Genomic DNA, 19,501 nt, shown 5'->3' with positions numbered 1-19,501 from the left:
ACAGCTTTCAGTGCACACATGTACACTGAAGGCATGTCGGAGAGAATCCCGCAGCGACGGGCGGAGGTTCGCGCGCTGGCCCGCTTGGCGGGCGACGAACTCGGTGGCGCGGTGGACGGCATCGCGGCGATCCATCGGGCGGTGTCGGATCGTGTGTTCGCGGCGGTGCGCTCGGGTGTCGGCCCCGCCGCGGAGCCGGTGAAGGTGGTGCACGACGCGATCACCGATGGGGTGTACCGGGTCGTCGGGACTGCTGCGATAACCGCGGGGGCGGTGGGCGAACGAGCTGCGGATCTGCCGGGCGCTCCCCCGTCCCGCACGGTGTGGGGTTCTGGTTTCCTCGCGGCGTTGCACGGCCTGATCGGCGACAGCCTCGAGGCGAGCGCGCCGGTCCTCGCCGGTCCGATGACGATCCGAGTGAACGGCGATCCCGTTGCGCCGGAGTCGATCTCCGAGCATGTGCCACCGTGCGATCACCTGGTGGTCTTCCTGCACGGCCTGGTCGAGACGGAGCACGCATGGCGCTGGGGCGGGCGGGCGACCTATGCCGAGCGCTCGACGACAGACCTGGGGTGCGCATGCGTACAGGTGCGCTACAACAGTGGACTGCACATTTCCGAGAACGCCCGGGAGCTGGCCGATCTGATGGAGCGGCTCGTCGAGCACTGGCCGGTGCCGGTGCGGCGGATCTCGCTGGTCGGGCATTCGATGGGCGGGTTGGTCGCGCGGGCGGCGTGTTTCGATGCGGCGGAACAGAACCGGGTGTGGGTGCGGCTGGTGCGCCAGATCGTGTGTCTTGGTTCGCCGCATCTGGGTGCGCCGCTGGAGCAGGTGGTACATCGGTTGTCGGCGGCGCTGGTGTGGTTGCCGGAGACCCGCCCGGTGGGCCGGATGCTGCGGCGGCGCAGTGCGGGGATCCGGGATCTACGTTACGGCTCGCTGGTGGACGAGGATTGGCGCGGGGTGGACGCCGATGCGCTGGAACGGCGTGCGGTACAGGAGGTTCCGCTGTTGGCGGGGGCGGACCACTACTTTGTGACCGCGTCGTTCACGCGGAGTCCGCGTCATCCGCTGGGCCGGTTCATCGGTGACGGTCTGGTGTTGACGCCGAGCGGCGCTGGCCGGAGCCGGGTAAGGCGGCTCGGTTTCGCGGAGGAAAACGGTCTGCACGTGCCGGGCGCGCATCATCTGGCGCTGTTGAATCACGAGGCGGTGTATGCCGCGTTGCGTGGTTGGCTCGGCGGTGCGCCCGCCGCGGCCCTCGGTACGGGCCGGGCGGGGTGAGGCCGGTTCAGAAGAGGCGTTCGGAGTGGTTGTCGGCGGCGCGGCGGACGTCGGCGGCGAACCGCTCTTCGATGTCGGTGTCGTCATCGTGGTGGACGGCGTAGAGCAGCAGGCAGCCGCGGATGCCGTCGAGCAGGTCTTCCAGCAGATCGAGTGCCGGGCGCGCGGGATCGAGCCGGCTGACGCGGAACTCGGCGAGCATGGCGGCGCGGGTGGCGTTGTCGATCTCGTAGCGGCGGGCGTGCTCTTCGAGTTCGGCGACCCGGGCGACGACGGCCCAGGGGGCTGGCAGGTGTCCTTCGGAGACGGCGACGGCTTCGGCGATGAGATCGACGACGATGTCGGTGGCCGTTTCGCCGTTGTCGAGTCGTTCCAGGACGAGGGTGGGGGTCGCGACGGGGATGGCTTCGATGTCGTCGGCTTCGGCGATGACGTCGGTGATGGGGAGGTCGGCGAGTTCGCCCGCGATCTCGGCGGCGGCGTGCAGCCAGTGGGCGGCGGCGACGGAGGCGGAGGCGGGGTCGAGTTCGGTGAACAGTTCGGTTGCGCCGAGCGGGTCGGTGCGCAGCAGTGTGTCGGCAGCGTGGACCTGGGCGGGTGAGACGTCGGGTCGGGAGAGTTCGACGGCTTGCCGGGCGCGTCCGGAGAGGTCGCCGAGTTCGGCGGCTTCGATGGCGGCCTGTTCGCGGTGGATCTCGGCGACGATGGTTTCGGTGAGTTCGGCGGCGTCGATGCTGTGCAGGCAGCGACCGACGCGGTGGGCGGATTCGACGACGCCGCTGTAGGAGACGAGCAGGCCGGCTTCGGTGGGCAGGTTCGGGTTGCGCAGACCGTTTTCGACCACGGTGAAGTTGCGGCGTTCTTCGGCGCGGCGCCAGGCTTCGCTGTCGGGGACCTCGGGGTCGCCCGCGGCGGCCGCGGGGTGGGTGTAGGTGCGCCAGTGGAAGCGCGACAGTGTGGTCAGATTCGACGCCAGATCCGTTGCGAGCTCGGGTGTTGTCGGCGGCAGCAGGGCTACCGTCTCGGCCTGGTCGCCGCGGCCGGTCGCCCAGATGGCGACGAGTGCGTTGCGTGCGGCGTCGAATGCGTATCGGGTCACGTGGCACATCCTCACTCATCGGGTGGCGGCGCGCGGGTGTTGGGTTGCTTTGGTTGTGCCGCCGACGGCGTTTCGGCGTGGCACGCTGGTGGCCATGACTCTCGATCATGGTGATCCCGGGGATGCGCCGTCGATGCCGGGACCGCTCGGTCCGGTGGTGAATCCGGTGCGGCCGTCGGCGGCGGAGGAGGCGAGAACGGTTGCGGCGGCGACGAATATCGCGACGTTGGCGAGTTCGAGTGAGGACGGGACGCCGTGGGCGTCGTTCGTGACGTACGGGCTGTTGGATGGTGCGCCGGTGCTGTGTGTGTCGCGGATGGCCGAGCACGGGCGGAATCTGGCGGCGGAGCCGCGGGCCAGTCTGTCGATCGTGGCGCCGGAGCTGCCCGCGGATCCGTTGGCGGGTTCGCGGATCACGGTGGCGGGCGTGGTGGAGCGGCCGGTGGACGCGGAGTTGGCGGCGGCGCGGGAGGCGCATGTGGCGGCGGTTCCCGCGGCGCGGATGTATGTCGATTACAGCGATTTCTCGCTGTGGGTGTTGCGGGTGCGGCGAGTTCGGTGGGTCGGCGGGTACGGGCGGATGGATTCGGCGACGGGCGAGGAGTATCTGGCGGCGGAGCCGGATCCGGTCGCGCCGGTGGCGGCGCGGGCGATCGCGCATTTGAACGACGATCACGCGGATGCGTTGTTGTCCATGGCGCGGGTGCTCGGCGGTTATCCGGACGCGACGGCGGCACGGTGTGAGCGGGCGGATCGGTACGGGCTGGATTTGCGGGTGGAGTCGCCGCGCGGGGTGGCGCGGACCCGGGTGGGTTATGCGCAGCGGCTCGACGGAGTCGACGGATTGCGTGCGGCGACAGTGGAATTGACGCGGCGTGCGCGGGAGGGTTGAGTTCGGCAGGCATTGGCATCGCGTGGTGACGAAAGAACGCCGCCGCCGAGTCCTCACGGTGGGTGAGCGGCAGTACCTGTGGAAGACCTACCACCAGCATGCAGACGGCTGCGAGGAAGTCCTGCGGCTGCGGCCACGCGGATCGGTGGCAGGCCTGACACTGGTCTTCCGGCCCGACGAAGAGCGCCATGTCCCCGACGGCGGGCAGTCCGCGGCCGGTGATATCTGGATCGGTGACCGTTTTCTGAACCTGAACATGCCCGGCGTGGTCCGGGCGTTCATCGACGCGGCCGTCGACGCGGGCTGGATGGCGGAGGTGCGCACGGTCGGCCGCCGCAACGGCTGGGACCTGTTCGATGATGCCTACGCCAGGAGAGCCAACGGCTTGTCGACAGCATGAGCACCGAGACCAGACCTGCCCGATTTCTCGGAGGGTCACTCAGGCCGAGTCGCGCGGGGGGACGGTGAGCATCGCGACGAGCATGTCGGCGATCTCGGCGGTGTCGTCGTCGAGGTGGGGGGTGCGGGTGCCGTCTTGGAGTGCGCGTTCGTAGTCGGCGATGAGCGCGAAGAGCACGGTGGTCATGGTTTCCATGCGCCTGCGGCGGTGGCGGGGCTTCAGGTGCGGGAGGGCGGCGTCGAGGCGGGTGGCGATGATGCGGACCGCGGCGCGGTCGGCGCCTGCGAGGCGGCGGGCGTCGGCGATGACGGGGTGGGTGCGGACGACTTCGAGGAAGCGCCCGTAGTGGCTGGCGCGGTCTTGTCCGACGAGTTCGAGCATGGGTCCGACCAGCATGCCGACAAGGGTGTGCGGGTCCGCGCCGGTGCCGTCGGCTTCGTGGGCGGCGAGCATGTCCATGCGGCGCTGTTCGAGCCGGTTCATGCGGCGTTCGACGATGGCTTCGATGAGTCCGTTGCGGGAGTCGAAGTAGTAGTGGACGGCGGAGTTGTTGCGCTGGCCCGCGGCGGCGGCGATGTCGCGCAGCGGGACGTCGACGCCGCGTTCGGCGATGAGCCGCTCCCCCGCGGCGAGGAGGGCGGCGCGCGAGTCCTCGGCTTGCATGGACACCCACTGTACTGAACCCGAGTCTTGACCTTGTTAAGCACCAGTGATTAATTGGCTGGGAGATGTTCGCGTGGGCGTACCGCGCTCACCGACGACACCGTTGCCCGGCGACGATCGAGCAGGAAGGCTGATCCCATGCGGTTCACGTACGCGGAGACGATGACCGACCCGTCCTACTACGTGCCTCTGGCGCAAGCCGCCGAGGCGGCCGGGTACACGTCGATGGCGGTGGCCGACAGCGTCGCCTATCCGCGCGACTCCGACGCCACCTACCCCTACACCCCCGACGGCAGCAGGGAGTTCCTCGAGGACAAGCCGTTCATCGAGGCGTTCGTGCTGTCGGCGGCGATGGCGGCCGCGACGACGACGCTGCGGTTCACTCCGTTCGTGTTGAAGCTGCCCATCCGTCCGCCGGTACTGGTGGCCAAGCAGGCGGCCTCGGTGGCGGCGCTGAGCGGCAACCGGTTCGGTCTCGGCGTCGGGATCAGCCCGTGGCCGGACGACTTCGAGATCATGGACGTGCCGTTCGAGAAGCGCGGCGCGCGCATGGACGAGTGCGTCGACATCGTGCGCGGGCTCACCGCGGGCGGCTATTTCGAGTACCACGGCGAGTTCTACGACCTGCCGCCGATCAAGATCAATCCGGTGCCCACCGAGCCGATCCCGATCCTGATCGGCGGGCACAGCGGTCCGGCCCTGCGGCGCGCGGCCCAGCGCGGCGACGGCTGGATGCACGCGGGCGGCGACCCCGCCGAACTCGATCGGCTGCTGACCAAGCTGGACGCGCTGCGTGCCGAGTACGGGACGCGCAAGGATTTCGAGGTGCACGTCATCTCGCTGGACGGTTTCACCGTCGACGGTGTGAAGCGTCTGGAGGACAAGGGCGTCACCGATGTCATCGTGGGCTTCCGCAATCCGTACACGCGCGAGCACGACACCGAGAGCCTGGACACGAAGATCGCGAATCTCTCCCGGTTCGCCGAACATGTCATCGCGCGCACCGCGTCCTGAGCGGCATACCGTGGTGCGGTGAGCATCGCTGACCGGCTGGGTGAGTCGTTGGGTGTCGCCGTCCGCGCGGTGACCGATCTCGGATCGGGTCACGGGTGGACGTTGCACCGGGCGGAGCTGGCCGACGGGCGCGCCGTGTTCGTCAAAGCCGCCGCGGACCGGGCCGGGGTGTTCGCGGCGGAGGCGGCGGGTCTGCGCTGGCTCGGCGCGGGCAACCCCGCGCTGGTGCCGCCGGTGCTGGCCGCCGGTGACGGCATGCTGGTGTTGCCGTGGTTGCCGGAGGCCGCGCCCTCCCCCGCCGCGGCGGACCGTTTCGGCCGGGATCTCGCACTGCTGCACGCGGATTCGCCGGAGGCTTTCGGTGCGCCGTGGTCCGGGTGGATCGCCGAGCTGCCGTTGGACAACACACCGAGCAAGGGGCCGTGGGCGCGCTGGTACGCCGAGCGCAGGCTGCGCCCGTTCGTCACGCGCACCGCCGATGTGCTCGGCGCGGACGGGGTGCGGCTGCTGGAACGGGTGATCGACGGGATAGCGGAGTTGGCGGGCGCGCCGGAGCCGCCCGCTCGCCTTCACGGCGACCTGTGGTCGGGCAACCTGCGCTGGACCGACACGGGCGTGATGCTGATCGATCCCGCGGCGCACGGCGGGCACCGGGAGACGGATCTGGCGATGCTCGCGCTCTTCGGCGCACCGCATCTGGACCGCATCCTGGCCGCCTACGAGCGGACCCGCCCGTTGGCGGCGGGCTGGCGGTCCCGTGTTCCGCTGCACCAGTTGCATCCTCTGCTGGTGCATGTCGCGCTGTTCGGCGCGGGGTACCGTGCGCAGACTCTGGCCGCAGCACACGCTGCGCTGGCGAGCTGATCGCGCGCCTATCGCCTCAGGAAGCCAACGCGCTCAGGCGTTTTCGCGTCTCGGCGTCGGCCGGGAAGAACGATTCGATGGCCAGTTCGGCGACGGTGACGTTCATCGGCGTACCGAACACGGTGGTGACCGACAGGAACGACAGCTCCGCGCCGTCGTGGCGCAGCCGCAGCGGAACGGTGGCCTGATCCGGTTCCGGGAGCGCGACCTCGGTCTCGCCGCCCGGGTAGCCGCGCAACTCCTCGCGCAACGCGATCAGTTCTGATGCGCCGGTGACCTCGATCTGCCTGGACAACCGGGCGAACAGGTGCCCGCGCCATTCGGCGAGATTGATGATCCGCGGCGCGAGGCCGCCGGGGTGCAGGCTCAGCCGCAGCGCGTTCACCGGCGCGGTCAGCAGCCGCGCGTCGATGCCGGTGAGCATCAGGGCCACACCGGCATTGGCGTCGACCATGTTCCAGTCGCGGTCGATGGCCAGCGCCGGGTAAGGCTCGTGCCCGGCGAGAATCTGCCGCATCGCCTGCCGCACCGCGTCCATCGCGGGGGTGTCCAGGGTCGGTTCGGCGTAGGCGGGGGCGTAACCGGCCGCCAGCAGCAGGCGGTTGCGTTCCCGCAGCGGAATGTCGAGGTGGTCGCACAGGTGGGCGAGCATCGCGCGGCTGGGGGTGGCGCGGCCGGTCTCGATGAAACTGAGGTGACGCGCGGAGGTTTCGGCGCGACCGGCCAGCTCGAGCTGACTCAGCCGGCGCTCGAGCCGCCAGTGCCGCAACAGATCGCCCGCCGTCCGAGTGCTCACCCCGCCGATCCTACGAACCGAAGGGGAGTCGCACGATTACCCGGCGGGTAATGGCCTCGCCATACCTAGCGCGCTGCGGCGCGGTCGGCCGGCGGGTCACGTCGAGAGCCGTGCGGCGCGACCCGGTCAGATCGGCTGGAAACCCGCGCCGACCTCTCCGCGCGCATCCAGATCGGCCACCACCGCATGGATGTCGGTACCCACTTCCGGGCCGAAGCAACCCACCCCGAGATAGGCGTTCACCATGCCGACGAGGGTGGAGCCGACCAGCACCGGTGCGCCGGAATCGCCCTCCAGCACGCACAGCTGCGTCCAGGTGTCGGTCGTCGCACCGACGTCGCCCCACGCGACGCCGCAGGTGGTTCCCGTGGTGCGGCCCTTCTTGCACACCACCGTCGGGAACTGCGCGGGCGCGCCGAGACCGGTGATCGCGGTATCGCCGAGCTGTCGCACCGGGGTGACGCGCTCGGCGTCGAATTCGATGACCGCGTAGTCCAGAACGGGATCGGAGTGGGCGAACCTGCCGACCACGCCGTAATTGGGGTCGTATTCGGCCAGTACCGTCGCACCCGGTTCACCGCAATGCCCGGCGGTGAGACCGACCAGCCGTCCGGCGCGGTCGTGGCCGATCGCGGTGAGCGTGCACTCGGCCTGGTTGGCCACGACGATGCCCGAGCCGCCGCCGAGCACCGGCGGGTCGGCCGCGGTCGCCGTGCCCGCGACCGGCGCGAGACACACCGTCGCCGCGATCGCCACAGCGGATGCGCCGCGCACCGCGGCGGTGTACCGCCGGGTGTCGCCACGACCTTTCGGTAGCCGGCTCATGGAAGCTCCTCTCCGCGCGGGTCGGCAGCCGTATGCGCCGCCGACGGTCCTTGGTTCGGATGAGGACTACCGCGAAACCCGCGGGGACAAACAACCCCTGGATTCGGCGGGCTTCCACCGCAAGATCGGTTGATCTACGCTCTAGGGTGGGTTTGTGTCGAAGACGCCCCCGGGAGTGGCCGTGCGGAGAGATCGGCGGAAGATTCCGGGTCTCGCGGCGCTGCTGGCCGCGGGACTGCTCGTCGGCGGCTGTGTCGATGCCCCCGCACCCGAGTCGCCCGCCATCACCTCACCCGAGATGCCGAATCAGGTCGCCGGGGTCACGATTCCCGACGGGCAGATCGATCAGGCGGTCCAGCGCCTCGACGGTCTCGCCGAGAGCCTGATGCAGTCCTCGCGCGTCCCCGGACTCGCGGTTGCCGTCGTGCACGACGGAAAAGTGGTGTACCGCAAGGGATTCGGTGTACGGACCGTGGGGTCCGACGCCAAGGTGGGGCCGGAGACAGTGTTTCAGCTGGCATCGGTGTCGAAATCGCTTGCCGCGACCGTCGTCGCCAAGCAGGTCGCCACGGGCGCCGTCCAATGGGATACGCCGGTGCGTGAGCTCATGCCCTCGTTCGCGCTGGACGACCCGTACGTCACCGAGAAGGTCACCGTCGGAGACCTTTTCGCGCACCGCTCCGGTCTCCCCGATCACGCCGGCGACCTGCTCGAGGACCTCGGCTACGACCGCGACCAAGTGCTGGAGCGCCTGCGGCAACTGCCGCTCGACCCGTTCCGAGACTCGTACGCGTACACCAACTTCGGCCTCACCGCCGCCGCCGTCGCGGTCGCCGACGCCGCAGGCAGCGACTGGGAATCGTTGTCGGACAAGGAGATCTACCAGCCGCTCGGCATGCGTTCGACGAGCTCGCGGTACAGCGACTTCCAGGCCCGCGCCGATCGCGTCGACGGCCACGTGCTCGTGGACGGCACGTATCGGGTCGCCGACCCGCCCCGTCAGCCCGACGCCCAATCCCCCGCGGGCGGGGTGAGTTCGTCGGTGGACGATCTCACCAAATGGATGACGATGGTGCTCGCCGACGGAGCAGCCGAAGGGCGGCCGTTCCTCGCGCCCGACGCACTGCAACCGGCTGTTTCGCCGCAAGCGGTGTCGGCGCCACCGAAAACCTTCGACTCGCGCGCCGGATTCTACGGATACGGCTTCAACGTCGGGGTCTCCCCCGCGGGACGGGTGGTGCTCGGTCATTCGGGCGCCTTCGATCTCGGCGCCGCCACCGCCTTCACCCTCATCCCCTCCGCGAACGTGGGCATCGTGACGCTCACCAACGCCGCGCCGATCGGGGTGCCGGAAACACTCAACGCCGAATTCGCCGACCTCGTCCAGTTCGGCACCGTCCGCGAGGACTGGCGCGCGCTCTATCGCGAGGCGTTCGCCCCGTACAGCGCGCCCAGCGGCAGCTTGGCGGGCAAGACGCCACCCGCCCAGCCTGCGCCCGCCCAGCCGCTGCCCTCTTACGCGGGCCGCTACGCCAACTCCTACTACGGTCCGGCCACCGTCGCCGACGAGGGCGGTTCGCTCGTCCTCACCCTAGGGCCGAAGGGCATGCGTTTCCCGCTGCGCCACTGGGACGGCGACACCTTCGTGTTCACCCCGAGCGGCGAGAACGCCACCAGCGGCTCGGTCTCGCGGGCCACGTTCGCCGGAAACACGCTGACCCTGGAGTACTTCGACGCCGATGGACTCGGCAGATTCACGCGACCCTGACGCGGTCTCACCTCGTCCGGTCGAATACGCCGCGCAGAAACGCCGCCTGACCGGCGTGCTGCAGGTCGTCGGAGATCACGCTGACCAGGCGCACGCCGAGCGTGACCGGCGGGTCCCAGCGGATGTCGACCACCTTCGCCAAGTCCTTGTCGGACAGGTCGCGCACGAACGCCAGGGTCCGCTCGTGGACGGCGTCGTAGTAGCCGGTCAGCAGTTCCGCGGGGGCGCGGATCACGGCGACATCGTCGGGGCCGTCGCCGTAACCGGTCGCCCGTTCGTCCAGCGGCAGGCCGAAGCGGCCGTACCAGTTCTGCGCGGTCCATACCTGCTCGGTGTCTGCCACCTCGGCGAGGTGGTCGTCCTGGACTCGGGTCAGATGCCAGATCAGCCAGGCGATCGTGTTGGCGCCCGGATCGATCCGGAAGGTCAGGGCGTCGTCGCCGAGCCCGTCGACGGCCTCGTGCACCACTTCCTTGACCCGCTCGTACCCGTCGGTGAGCACCTGTGCGCTCGTCATCGCCACCGCCTCCCTGCGTCGTCGATGTGCTTCCGTCTTCGGAACCTACCCACTGGCCCGCGCTCCACGCCGCGATGTCACAACGTCGGACGCCGAGGCGATACGCACTGCACCCCCCGAACCAGATCATCCCCAACCGACCGGAGCCCCTCGTTGCCTCGACGCACCCAGTGAGGACACCGTGACGTCACCCCACTTCCCGCACCTCGGACCTCGCCTCGACGACATCGACCACCTGCGCAATCAGGCCCGGCTCTCGGTCCGCCGCCGCGACCCCCTGAGCGCGGTGCGCGATCTGCACCGGGCCCAGACCATCGCCGAAGAACTGGCCGGTGACGCCGAACGACGGCTACCCGGCCATGCCGCGCTGCTGACCGTGCTGGTGCGGGTCATCGAACTGGAAGCCGAGATCGCGCGCGGCATCGACGACGGCACCCTCGGCGACGTCAGCGCGTTGAGTGAGGCGCTGATCAGGTTCTCGGTGCGGCCGTGCGCGCACGGCGATCCGAGCATCGGCGGCCGGTGCGGACCGGAATGCGAGTGAACCCCGCGATGTCGTGTCCGAGCCGACCCTGCATTTCGGCCCGGACGATGCGCCTCAGGCGCCGTGACGCCTGCGCTGTGTGTCCTCGGCGATGAGACGCAGGCAGGTGTCGTGCTCCGTCTCCGCGGGATAGCGTTCGTTGCGTAGCCGCAGCATCGCCTGCGCCACATCGATGCCCAGTACGCTCGACAGCCGCACGGCATCGACCTTCGACATGTTATTCCTCCGATTGAACTCTGTTGAAAAGCGAATGATCCGATCATGACGTACCCGAACGACAGGCGGCCGAATCCTCGGAGATCCTGCCGCGTACGGATTTCCGGATCGTAGCCGCCCCCGGAACATTCGCCGTGCGCGTTCGGACCACACTCGTCTCGCACCGCTCCGGATGCCACCATGGAGGCCATGGGCGACATCCGGATCGGCACCTCGGGATGGGTGTATCGACCGTGGCGCGGCGTGTTCTATCCGCAAGGACTGACCCAGCGGCTCGAACTCGCCTACCTCGCCGAGCGACTCGACAGCGTCGAGATCAACGGATCGTTCTACTCGCTACAGCGACCGTCGAGCTACCTGCGCTGGGCCGGGCAGACGCCCGGTGACTTCGTGTTCGCCGTGAAGGGCAGCCGGTTCATCACGCACATGAAGCGGCTGCGCGACGGCGACACACTACTGGCGAACTTCCTCGCCTCCGGCGTACTCGCGCTCGGCCCCAAGCTCGGCCCGATCCTGTGGCAGCTGCCGCCGACCATGCCGTTCGACCCGGAGTTGCTCGCCGAGTTCTTCGCCCACCTGCCGCGCAGCACCGCGCACGCCGCCGAGATCGCCGAGCGTCACGATCACCGCGTCGACCCGGCCCACACCACCGCCGACGCCGATCGTCCGCTGCGCCACGCACTCGAGATCCGGCACCCCACCTTCGTCACGCCGGAGTTCCCGGAATTGCTGCGCGAACACGGAATCGCGCTCGTCGTCGCGGACGCGGCGGGCAAATATCCGCTGCTGGAGGACGTCACCGCGGATTTCGTGTACGTCCGGCTGCACGGGCACGACGAGCTCTACGTCAGCGGATACACCGACGCCGGACTGGACATGTGGGCCGAGAAGATCCGCGCCTGGGCGCGCGCCGGGGACGTGTACGCCTACTTCGACAACGACGCGAAGGTGATGGCGCCGCGCGACGCGCTCGCCTTGCGCGCCCGGCTGGCCGACGCGACCCGGTCGCGATAGGCCCGCCGCGGGCATCGAATGCAACGCCGCAGTGCGCGCGACGGTGCATCGCTCGCCGAAAGGCGCTCAGCACGTTGCCGTTAGCGGCCCGGTAACCAAGCTCACCATTCGGCGGCCGGGTCAGCATGATCGGGCTCGCGCTGGCCACCCGGCGGATACCGGTCGGCGTGGCCTACGCGGTCTGGATCGGCATCGGCGCGGCCCTCACCGTCGGCTACGCCATGGCCACCGGCGCCGAGACCGTCTCGGCGGGCAAGATCGGGTTCCTAGCGGGCATCATCGCCTGCGTCATCGGGCTGAAGTTCGTGAAATCCCCTCCCGCACGGACCCGATCGCGGCCTTCCGCACGCGAACGCGTCGACTAGGGCGCGAAGTACACCGGCGGCAGCACACACGGCAGCATGGCGTCCGGCTTCCCGGACGACGCGGCCGCGCGATTCGCCGGAGGTACCCGCGGCCGACCGCCGCGCCCGGCACACTGTCGGTATGGCAGCGCTGACCATTCGCCGCACCCACGCCAAACAGGTCGCCGTGTGCGGGCCCACCGCGTGCACCCGCGCCGACGCCGCGAACGCCACCGAGGTCGGCAGACTGCTCGCCGCCGCGGGCGCGACCGTGCTGTGCGGCGGCGGAGACGGGGTGATGGCCGCCGTCGCCGACGGCGCGTCGCGGGCGGGCGGGCTGGTGATCGGCGTGCGCCCCGACCTCGACCGCGGCGCGGCCTGCCCCGGTCTGTCCGCCGTGCTGTTCACGAACATGGGCGAGGCGCGCAACGCGATCCTGGTGCGCTCCGCCGACGCGGTGATCGTCATCGGCGGCTCGTGGGGCACCCTGTCCGAGCTGGCGCTGGCCCGCCATCGCGGCGATATCCCGGTCGTCTCGCTCGGCGGCTGGCAGATCCTCGACGCCGCGGGTGAACCCCTGCGGGCCACCCTCACCGCCGCCGACCCCGCCGACGCCGTGCGGCTCGCGATCGGCACGCACCGGCGCTGAACTCAGCGCGCGACGGCGCGGGACAGATTCCAGCTCTGCCAGGTGTCCTCGGGCAGGTCCTCCCGGATCGGTCCGAGCACCTCGAGGCGCGTCGGCTCGGGAAGCCGATCCAACGCGGGAACGACATCGGGCGAGAGTCTGCTCAGATACTCCGTGTCGAGCCGCTTTCCGTCCACCCACCGGTCGATATTGCGTTCGGCGACCAGGCGTTCCGGGTTCAGGATCGCCAGCGCCAGCAGCGTCGCGAAGGCCGTGCCGACCGCGGCGCGCGGCAACCACGCCCGCCGCAATCGGACCACGGCCACGAGCACGAGCAGGTAGATCAGGCCGAGCCACAGCTCGCAGACCTCCACCAGCAGGCGCAGCACCGTGAACCCGTAGGCCTGCTGATAGGTCCACATGCGGCCGAACGCGGACGCGACGAGCACCAGCGACAGCGTGCTCACCGCGCCGAGCAGCGCGCGCAACCACGTCCGGTCGCGCGCCGAATCCTGAGCCGCCCACCGCAGCACCGCGAGGATCACTGCCAGCGCCAGCATGGTGACGATGGACAGCTGCCAGAACCCGCTGCGCGCGTACTCCGCGTAGGTGAGGCCCGCGGTCTCCTGCACGTAGTCGTCGCCGCCGAACAGCGCCGCGAACTGGGCTGCGACGAACGCCGCGAACAGCGCCGTCAGCGCGCCCACCGGCAGCGCCCACTCCCACCGGCTCCACGTGCGGCGCGAAACCGCTTCGCGCGCCGCCGAATTCGCTGGCATCGGCGGCCCGGCAAGCAGGAACATCGCGGCAGCGCAACCCAGTGCCACCGCGCCGGACACCAGTGTCCACCGCACCAGCGACTCCGCTTCCACCGTGGGGATCAAGCGGTTCAGCATCGAGCCGAACGTCGCGTCGGCGCTGCCGAGCAGTGGCGCGAACACCGCGAGCAGCGCGATGGTCGCGGCCACCGACAGCCCGGCCCGCCAGGTCCGCGCCGTCCGCATGTCGGGCAGGCGACGCGCGCCGTCGTACACCCACAGCGCCGCGGACGCCGTCTCCAGCGGCACCGCGATGGCGTCGTACCAGAGGCCGTGCACCGACCGGCGCGGCACCACGGCCAGCGAGCCTGCGATCACGGCGGCGGGCAGGCACAGCGCGAACAACCATCCCGCCGCGCGTACCGCTCCCACCGCCAGCAGCGCCAAGGCGAGCGCGGTCCACCACAGCCGGGCCGGATTGCGGCGCAGCAGAGCGAGTATCGAACGGTCGGACGATTTCTCTTCGGCACCCTGGCGCGCACGGCGATCCACCTCGAATACCGCGCCCGCAGCGATCGCTCCGGCGAGCACCCACCCGAGGCCGGGGCGATCCCACGGAACAGTCACCGCCGCGGCGACGCCTGCGACGGCCGCGGCGGGCAGTACCGCGCGTGGATAGTTGACGTTGCGCCATCGGGGTATCGGCGGTGGGCTGAAGCGCTCGGTGACAGGCGTCATCGGCGGGGGCGTGCCGTCGTGCGAATTCGATGAGGTGGCAGGGTCTTTCACGTTGGGGTCTGCGGTGACCGCGACCTTCTGCTCGGACTGCTTTTCCTCCTCGGACTGCTCTCCCCCAGAGGACGCGGTCCCGGCGGGCGCGGGGATGCTGTCGGACGTCCCGCTCTCGGATGCTGCCGCCTGCTCGGACGACCCGCTGTCCGGTGCCGCGGACTGTGCGGAGACCACGGCACCGCTTCCGGTCACAGTGGCGTGAGATTTCGTCGTGCCGGTCTGCGTGCCGACGGATTCGACGGCATCGGATGCGGCCGACCCTCGCGTCGCAGCGTCTTCCTTCGATGACGGATCGGTCGAATCGTTCCGTCCGGTCGGTTCTTTACTCATGTTCCCCTCCGATTTCGGGTGTGCGTGATCGCCCCGGGACCTCATGGCGATCCGGGTTGTGGTGGATGGATTGCGGGTCGGCCCGTCAGGAGGCGGGCAGGACCACGCGGATACGGGATCCGGGGTCGGCCACGGCGATGGTGCCGCCGTGCAGGTCGACCAGCCAGCGAGAGATGGCGAGACCGAGTCCGGTACCGCCGCCGTTGCTTCGCCCGCCGCGGGTGAAGCGGTCGAAGACGGCGGCGCGTTCGGCGAGCGGGATACCCGGGCCCTCGTCCTGGACGTCGATGACGAGCTCCCCGTGCTGCGCACTGGCGGTGATTCGCACCTCGCCGCCGGCCGGGCCGTGCCGCGCGGCGTTGTCGAGCAGGTTGATCAGCACTTGATGCAGACGTGCACGGTCCGCGTTGACGCGCGCGCCGCCGGGCCGGACGTCGGCGCTGAACCGCACGCCGCGGCCGAGCGCCGCCGCCATCACCTCGGCCTCGGCGACTACCTCGGCGAGCAGCGGCGCGACCGGCAGCTCCTCGCGGTCCAGCGACCGCGCGCCCGCCTCGATGCTGGACAGATCGAGCAGTTCGGAGACCAGCAGCCCGAGTCGTTCGGTCTGCGCGAGCGCGGTGCGCAGGGTGCCGGGATCGGGTTCGGAGACGCCGTCGACCAGGTTCTCCAGCACCGCGCGCAAGGCCGTGATCGGCGTGCGCAACTCGTGCGAGACATTGGCGATGAGGTCGCGGCGCTGCTGGTCGACGGCGGCCAGGTCGGCGGCCATCCGGTTGAACGCCTCGGCCAGCTGACCTACCTCGTCGCGCGAGCTGGCCCGCACCCGGCGGGTGTAGTCGCCTTGGGCCATGCGCTGCGCGGCCGCGGTCATCTCGCGCAGCGGCCTTGTGATGCCGTGCGCGAGAATCTGCGAGGTCACCAGGGCGATCAGGACCGCGGTCAGGGTGGTCCGCGGCGGCAGCCAGCCGATCTGGAACCCGAAGAACGCGAACGCGAGACCGCCCGACACCACCATCAGGATGGCCAGCTTCAGCTTGATCGACCGGATCGGATCCAGCGGCCGCGGTAACACTTCCGCCACCACATCGGCGAACGCGCGCCAGCGCCGCGCTAGAGGTTCGGACCGCGAGTCCTTGCCGGTGGGCCGGACAGGCTTCGGCCCACCGGTCGCCGCTGCCGCCGACTCCGGCGCAGTGGGCGATGCCGGGCGATCCGGAGCGGCGTCGTCGCGCACCGCGCCCGCGGCGTCGACCGAACCATCGGAGGCCAACGAGGCATCGGAAGTCATCGCGCCTCCAAGGCGTACCCGACGCCGTGCACCGTGCGAATCAGGTCCGCGCCGAGCTTGCGCCGCAACGCCTTCACGTGGCTGTCGACCGCGCGGGTGCCCGCGGCGTCGGCCCAGTCCCACACTTCCTCGAGCAGACGCTCCCTGGCCAGCACCGCGCGCGGCCGCCGCGCCAGCCGGACGAGCAGCTCGAATTCGAGCGGTGTCAGCTTGGCTTCCGACTCGCCGCGCCAGACGCGATGCTGCTCCAGGTCGATGCGCAGATCGCCGACGACGATCGCGGCGCTGTCCCGGTCGGCGGCGCGGTCGACGCGGCGCAGCAGCGCATGCACCCGCGCCGTGAGGACGCGCAGGGAGAACGGTTTCGTCAGGTAGTCGTCGGCGCCGACGCCGAGTCCGACCAGCTGGTCGGTCTCGTCGGTCCGTGCGGTGAGCATGAGCACCGGCACCCCGCGTCCGGCCTGGACGCGCCTGCACACCTCGAGTCCGTCGAATCCGGGCAGCATCACGTCCAGCACCACCAGGTCGGGCTCGTTCGCCTCGACCGCGGCCACCGCGCCCGGGCCGTCGTGCGCCAGTTCGACGGTGTACCCCTCCGCCCGCAGCCGGGCGGCCACGGATTCGGCGATGGTCACTTCGTCGTCCACCACCAGAATCCGCCGCGCCGCGTGCCCGTTGGCCGCGACGCCGCGCTCGACATCCCGAAGATCCATGCTCGGAACCCTAGCGACCCGCTGTGGAGAGCAGCGTCGGCAATTGTGGAGATTCCGTGGAGCATCACATATTCCAGGTCAGAGGCATTTCCGAGGGTTCCGTTCCCTTCGGCGGTCCCGACCGGATACCACTGAACCACGAGGACCCCCACCTGGATCGCCGGATGACCGCCGAACACGGACCGCACCGTTTACGACGCCGCGTTGCGGGCTGATCCCGACCCTCGCGACCGCGCCGAGACCTGACCGTGTCCGCGCTGCAACGAAACAGCCGGGCCAGGTCTCGGCCTCGGCACACTCGATGCCGACGGATGCCGGACGCGCGAGCGACGTCGCACCGGACGCCAAACCCGTTGACAGCCAACCATTTTCCTGGCTCATCGGCCTGTCACGCCACCGACCCGATCCCTCCCGAAGCCCCTCCGCAGCGCATCGCTCGCCGCCCCGAAAGCCCCCGCCACCGACGGATTGCATCTCGGCATCGCTCTCGGCAACCCCCCCAACCCCCGCAGCCGCGCGCGTAGCGTGACTGACCCGAACGACAGTTTGCCGGAACGATGCCGACGGCGGTCACACGGAGGCGATATGACGACGCACTCTCCCTATGCAGCCGCGTCGGACCTGCGGCACCAGTTCGCTGGTTCGGTGCTGACACCTGACGATCCCGATTACGACGCGGCGCGGGCGATCTTCAACGCGATGGTCGACCGCAGACCCGCGGTGATCGCCCAGTGCACCGGCACCGAGGACGTCCGCGCCGCACTCGCCTTCGCCGACCGCACGGGTCTCGAAGTGGCCGTGCGCGGCGGCGGCCACAGCGTCGCCGGTGCGAGCCTCACCGAGGGCGGACTGGTCGTCGACCTGCGCGGCATGCGCTCGGTCACCGTCGACCCGCACGCGCGCACCGCCGTCGTCGAGGGCGGCGCCACGTGGTCGGACTTCGATCGCGCCTGCCAGCCGCACGGCCTCGGCACCACCGGCGGGCGGGTGTCGAGCACCGGCGTGGCCGGGCTGACCCTCGGCGGCGGCTCCGGGTGGCTGGAGCGCAAGTTCGGGTTGGCGTCCGACAGTCTGCTCGCGGTCGACCTCGTCACCGCCGACGGCATCGAGGTCCACGCCTCCGAGGACGAGCATCCCGACCTGTTCTGGGCGTTGCACGGCGGCGGCGGGAACTTCGGGGTGGCCACCCGCCTCACCTTCCGGTTGCACCCGCTGCCCGTGACCTCGCTGGCCCTGTTGTTCTGGGAAGCCGAGCAGGGACCGGACGTCCTCGCCGCCTATCGCGATCTCGTCGTGCGCGGCGTCACCGAAGACCTCGGCGGTGCCGTCGTCTACCTGACCGGACCACCCGAGGAGTTCGTCCCCGCCGAACTCCAGGGCAAGCGGGTGGTGGCGTGCATCGGTATCTTCGCGGGCACCGCGGCCGAACTGCGCGACGTGCTCGCGCCGATGCTGGCGCTGAAACCGGACGGCGAGCTACTCACCGAAATGCCCTACTGCGATATCCAGTGCGCGCTCGACGATCCACCCGGCCTGCGCAACTACTGGTCCGGCGAACATCTCTCCGCCCTGCCGGACGAGGCGCTGCGACGGTTCGGCGAACAGGGGATGGCCATGCTCGTCCCTACCGCCTCGCAGAGTCTGCTGGTGCCGTGGGGTGGCGCCGTCGCGGCCGGCGCGCGGAACTGGCCGCAACCGCACCGCAGCGCCGCGTGGGTGGTTCATCCGTTCGGTCTGTGGGAGGACGCCGCCGACGACGCGGCAGGCATTTCGTGGGTCCGCGACACCATCGCCGCGATGCGGCCCTTCGCCACCGGAGCGGTGTACCTGAACTTCATCGGCGACGAAGGCATGGACCGGGTGATCGCGGGCTACGGCAGGGAGAACTACGCCAGGCTCGCGACCGTCAAGATGGAATACGACCCGCGCAACGTCTTCCACCTGCATCACAACATCCACCCCGCCGCTGCGGCCCGACGCTCATGAATCCGGCGACACCGCAACAGATCCGGCCCGCACCGCGACGGCCGCGAGCCGGTGCGGCTCGCGCCGCGCTGACCGCTGTGGCCGCGATGCTGATCGCCATCCTGTCGCCGGGGCATGCGTCCGCGGTCGACCCCGCCGCCCTCGGTGGCGGATCGGGCATCGTGCTCGGCGCGCGGGCGGCCTGCACGCTCACCACCATCGGCTACGACAACGCCGGGCGCCTCGTCGGTTTGACGGCCGGACACTGCACCATGCCGGGCATGCCTGTGCAGGCCGAGCATGCGCCCTGGGCGGGGCCGGTCGGCACCGTGGTACTGGTCGACCCGGTCGACGACTACGCCGTCATCGAATTCGATCGCGAACGCGTCGTCCCGCTGCGCAGCGTAGGCGGAACCGTGATCGACGACGTCGGCGGACCGCCCGCGCCGGGCACGATCGTCTGCAAGAACGGACGCACCTCCGGGCACGGCTGCGGCGTGGTGTGGGATCAGAACGAGTGGTGGTTCCGCAACCAGGTGTGTTCGAAGCCGGGCGATTCCGGCGGGCCGGTGACGGTCGGTGATCGCCTGGTCGGTATGAACATCGGCCACGTGGGCGTCACGGTGTTCGACATGACGGTGTTCGACGTCGCTTGCCAGAATCCCAATCTGGCGGTGCACGATCCGGCGGTCGCCACCCAGATCGGCAAGGTGTTCGAGGATATCGATCGCACGGGCGGACCCGGGGCCGGATTCGAGCCGTTCTGACCGAACCCCGATGCCCC

General features: G+C 70.2%; 20 protein-coding genes and 1 pseudogene. 12 read left to right on the top strand and 9 right to left on the bottom strand.

What is annotated here, in order from left to right; all coding sequences use genetic code 11:
* Positions 1–33 precede the first annotated feature (33 nt).
* On the top strand, positions 34–1,284 hold the full coding sequence (locus AB0H50_RS26195; protein ID WP_357457376.1) for an alpha/beta hydrolase: 1,251 nt from the start codon (positions 34–36) through the stop codon (positions 1,282–1,284).
* 7 nt (positions 1,285–1,291) lie between these two features.
* On the opposite strand, the gene AB0H50_RS26190 is transcribed toward AB0H50_RS26195, so the two are convergent.
* Positions 1,292–2,383: a hypothetical protein gene (locus AB0H50_RS26190; protein ID WP_357457374.1), complete on the bottom strand. Its 1,092-nt coding sequence runs from the start codon at positions 2,381–2,383 to the stop codon at positions 1,292–1,294.
* 94 nt (positions 2,384–2,477) lie between these two features.
* Between AB0H50_RS26190 and AB0H50_RS26185 the strand changes: the two genes are divergently transcribed.
* Positions 2,478–3,275, top strand: a complete 798-nt coding sequence (locus tag AB0H50_RS26185; RefSeq protein ID WP_357457373.1) for a DUF2470 domain-containing protein — start codon at positions 2,478–2,480, stop codon at positions 3,273–3,275.
* 25 nt (positions 3,276–3,300) lie between these two features.
* Positions 3,301–3,675 (top strand): hypothetical protein, encoded by a 375-nt coding sequence (locus AB0H50_RS26180; protein ID WP_357457371.1) that lies wholly within the window; start codon positions 3,301–3,303, stop codon positions 3,673–3,675.
* Positions 3,676–3,714: 39 nt separating this feature from the next.
* Here AB0H50_RS26180 and AB0H50_RS26175 read toward each other — a convergent pair whose 3' ends face one another.
* Entirely contained in the window at positions 3,715–4,338 is a 624-nt protein-coding gene (locus tag AB0H50_RS26175; RefSeq protein WP_357457369.1) for a TetR family transcriptional regulator, read from the bottom strand.
* A 138-nt stretch (positions 4,339–4,476) separates the two neighbouring features.
* Between AB0H50_RS26175 and AB0H50_RS26170 the strand changes: the two genes are divergently transcribed.
* Positions 4,477–5,352 (top strand): TIGR03619 family F420-dependent LLM class oxidoreductase, encoded by an 876-nt coding sequence (locus AB0H50_RS26170; RefSeq protein WP_357457367.1) that lies wholly within the window; start codon positions 4,477–4,479, stop codon positions 5,350–5,352.
* An 18-nt stretch (positions 5,353–5,370) separates the two neighbouring features.
* On the top strand, positions 5,371–6,216 hold the full coding sequence (locus AB0H50_RS26165; RefSeq protein WP_357457365.1) for a fructosamine kinase family protein: 846 nt from the start codon (positions 5,371–5,373) through the stop codon (positions 6,214–6,216).
* 16 nt (positions 6,217–6,232) lie between these two features.
* On the opposite strand, the gene AB0H50_RS26160 is transcribed toward AB0H50_RS26165, so the two are convergent.
* Together AB0H50_RS26160 and AB0H50_RS26155 are read right to left on the bottom strand one after the other, a co-directional pair.
* Positions 6,233–7,012, bottom strand: a complete 780-nt coding sequence (locus AB0H50_RS26160; protein ID WP_357457363.1) for a helix-turn-helix transcriptional regulator — start codon at positions 7,010–7,012, stop codon at positions 6,233–6,235.
* A 126-nt stretch (positions 7,013–7,138) separates the two neighbouring features.
* Positions 7,139–7,837, bottom strand: a complete 699-nt coding sequence (locus tag AB0H50_RS26155) for a S1 family peptidase (protein WP_357457361.1) — start codon at positions 7,835–7,837, stop codon at positions 7,139–7,141.
* 181 nt (positions 7,838–8,018) lie between these two features.
* Between AB0H50_RS26155 and AB0H50_RS26150 the strand changes: the two genes are divergently transcribed.
* Entirely contained in the window at positions 8,019–9,605 is a 1,587-nt protein-coding gene (locus tag AB0H50_RS26150; RefSeq protein WP_357457360.1) for a serine hydrolase, read from the top strand.
* A 7-nt stretch (positions 9,606–9,612) separates the two neighbouring features.
* Here the strand turns inward: AB0H50_RS26150 and AB0H50_RS26145 are convergent, their stop codons facing one another.
* Complete coding sequence (locus AB0H50_RS26145) at positions 9,613–10,122, bottom strand: DUF664 domain-containing protein (RefSeq protein ID WP_357457359.1); 510 nt, start codon at positions 10,120–10,122, stop codon at positions 9,613–9,615.
* A gap of 181 nt (positions 10,123–10,303) precedes the next feature.
* On the opposite strand from AB0H50_RS26145, the gene AB0H50_RS26140 reads away from it, so the two are divergent.
* Entirely contained in the window at positions 10,304–10,666 is a 363-nt protein-coding gene (locus tag AB0H50_RS26140) for a hypothetical protein (RefSeq protein ID WP_357457357.1), read from the top strand.
* A 54-nt stretch (positions 10,667–10,720) separates the two neighbouring features.
* Here AB0H50_RS26140 and AB0H50_RS26135 read toward each other — a convergent pair whose 3' ends face one another.
* Entirely contained in the window at positions 10,721–10,882 is a 162-nt protein-coding gene (locus AB0H50_RS26135) for a hypothetical protein (RefSeq protein ID WP_357457356.1), read from the bottom strand.
* Positions 10,883–11,071: 189 nt separating this feature from the next.
* On the opposite strand from AB0H50_RS26135, the gene AB0H50_RS26130 reads away from it, so the two are divergent.
* From AB0H50_RS26130 to AB0H50_RS26120, 3 genes and pseudogenes are all read left to right on the top strand, one after another.
* Positions 11,072–11,896 carry a DUF72 domain-containing protein gene (locus AB0H50_RS26130; protein ID WP_357457354.1) on the top strand — a complete coding sequence of 275 codons (825 nt, stop codon included), beginning with the start codon at positions 11,072–11,074 and terminating at the stop codon, positions 11,894–11,896.
* A 119-nt stretch (positions 11,897–12,015) separates the two neighbouring features.
* Positions 12,016–12,261 (top strand): annotated as a pseudogene (locus AB0H50_RS26125) (SMR family transporter); the annotation flags it as partial.
* 121 nt (positions 12,262–12,382) lie between these two features.
* Positions 12,383–12,889, top strand: coding sequence for an LOG family protein (locus AB0H50_RS26120; protein ID WP_357457352.1), 507 nt, complete (start codon positions 12,383–12,385; stop codon positions 12,887–12,889).
* 2 nt (positions 12,890–12,891) lie between these two features.
* On the opposite strand, the gene AB0H50_RS26115 is transcribed toward AB0H50_RS26120, so the two are convergent.
* The 3 genes from AB0H50_RS26115 to AB0H50_RS26105 all read right to left on the bottom strand — a co-directional run bounded on the left by AB0H50_RS26115 (position 12,892) and on the right by AB0H50_RS26105 (position 16,752).
* A complete protein-coding gene (locus tag AB0H50_RS26115; protein ID WP_357457350.1) occupies positions 12,892–14,748 on the bottom strand; it encodes a DUF4173 domain-containing protein in 1,857 nt (618 codons plus the stop codon).
* An 85-nt stretch (positions 14,749–14,833) separates the two neighbouring features.
* On the bottom strand, positions 14,834–16,039 hold the full coding sequence (locus AB0H50_RS26110) for an ATP-binding protein (protein ID WP_357457348.1): 1,206 nt from the start codon (positions 16,037–16,039) through the stop codon (positions 14,834–14,836).
* Entirely contained in the window at positions 16,036–16,752 is a 717-nt protein-coding gene (locus tag AB0H50_RS26105; protein WP_357457346.1) for a response regulator transcription factor, read from the bottom strand. The genes AB0H50_RS26110 and AB0H50_RS26105 overlap by 4 nt, the downstream gene beginning before the upstream one ends.
* Positions 16,753–17,337: 585 nt before the next feature.
* Here AB0H50_RS26105 and AB0H50_RS26100 point away from each other — a divergent pair.
* Positions 17,338–18,738 carry an FAD-binding oxidoreductase gene (locus tag AB0H50_RS26100; protein ID WP_357457344.1) on the top strand — a complete coding sequence of 467 codons (1,401 nt, stop codon included), beginning with the start codon at positions 17,338–17,340 and terminating at the stop codon, positions 18,736–18,738.
* The gene (locus tag AB0H50_RS26095; protein ID WP_357457342.1) at positions 18,735–19,484 is read left to right on the top strand and encodes a S1 family peptidase; all 750 of its coding nucleotides are present in this window, start codon (positions 18,735–18,737) and stop codon (positions 19,482–19,484) included. Before AB0H50_RS26100 ends, AB0H50_RS26095 begins: the two co-directional genes overlap by 4 nt.
* The last annotated feature ends 17 nt before the right edge of the window (positions 19,485–19,501 follow it).

Origin of the sequence: Nocardia sp. NPDC050793 (assembly GCF_040654065.1) — a bacterium.
GTDB lineage: Bacteria > Actinomycetota > Actinomycetes > Mycobacteriales > Mycobacteriaceae > Nocardia.
Note: the sequence above shows the minus strand (reverse complement) of the source record. Positions and strands in the feature narration are given on the sequence as shown.

Bases quoted from the DNA above. Each gene is read 5' to 3' on its own strand.
- AB0H50_RS26145 (WP_357457359.1), bottom strand. From the start codon at position 10,122: ATGACGAGCGCACAGGTGCTCACCGACGGGTACGAGCGGGTCAAGGAA.
- AB0H50_RS26195 (WP_357457376.1), top strand. From the start codon at position 34: ATGTCGGAGAGAATCCCGCAGCGACGGGCGGAGGTTCGCGCGCTGGCC.
- AB0H50_RS26155 (WP_357457361.1), bottom strand. From the start codon at position 7,837: ATGAGCCGGCTACCGAAAGGTCGTGGCGACACCCGGCGGTACACCGCC.
- AB0H50_RS26110 (WP_357457348.1), bottom strand. From the start codon at position 16,039: ATGACTTCCGATGCCTCGTTGGCCTCCGATGGTTCGGTCGACGCCGCG.
- AB0H50_RS26115 (WP_357457350.1), bottom strand. From the start codon at position 14,748: ATGAGTAAAGAACCGACCGGACGGAACGATTCGACCGATCCGTCATCG.
- AB0H50_RS26120 (WP_357457352.1), top strand. From the start codon at position 12,383: ATGGCAGCGCTGACCATTCGCCGCACCCACGCCAAACAGGTCGCCGTG.
- AB0H50_RS26185 (WP_357457373.1), top strand. From the start codon at position 2,478: ATGACTCTCGATCATGGTGATCCCGGGGATGCGCCGTCGATGCCGGGA.
- AB0H50_RS26170 (WP_357457367.1), top strand. From the start codon at position 4,477: ATGCGGTTCACGTACGCGGAGACGATGACCGACCCGTCCTACTACGTG.
- AB0H50_RS26095 (WP_357457342.1), top strand. From the start codon at position 18,735: ATGAATCCGGCGACACCGCAACAGATCCGGCCCGCACCGCGACGGCCG.
- AB0H50_RS26100 (WP_357457344.1), top strand. From the start codon at position 17,338: ATGACGACGCACTCTCCCTATGCAGCCGCGTCGGACCTGCGGCACCAG.
- AB0H50_RS26130 (WP_357457354.1), top strand. From the start codon at position 11,072: ATGGGCGACATCCGGATCGGCACCTCGGGATGGGTGTATCGACCGTGG.
- AB0H50_RS26105 (WP_357457346.1), bottom strand. From the start codon at position 16,752: ATGGATCTTCGGGATGTCGAGCGCGGCGTCGCGGCCAACGGGCACGCG.
- AB0H50_RS26135 (WP_357457356.1), bottom strand. From the start codon at position 10,882: ATGTCGAAGGTCGATGCCGTGCGGCTGTCGAGCGTACTGGGCATCGAT.
- AB0H50_RS26175 (WP_357457369.1), bottom strand. From the start codon at position 4,338: ATGCAAGCCGAGGACTCGCGCGCCGCCCTCCTCGCCGCGGGGGAGCGG.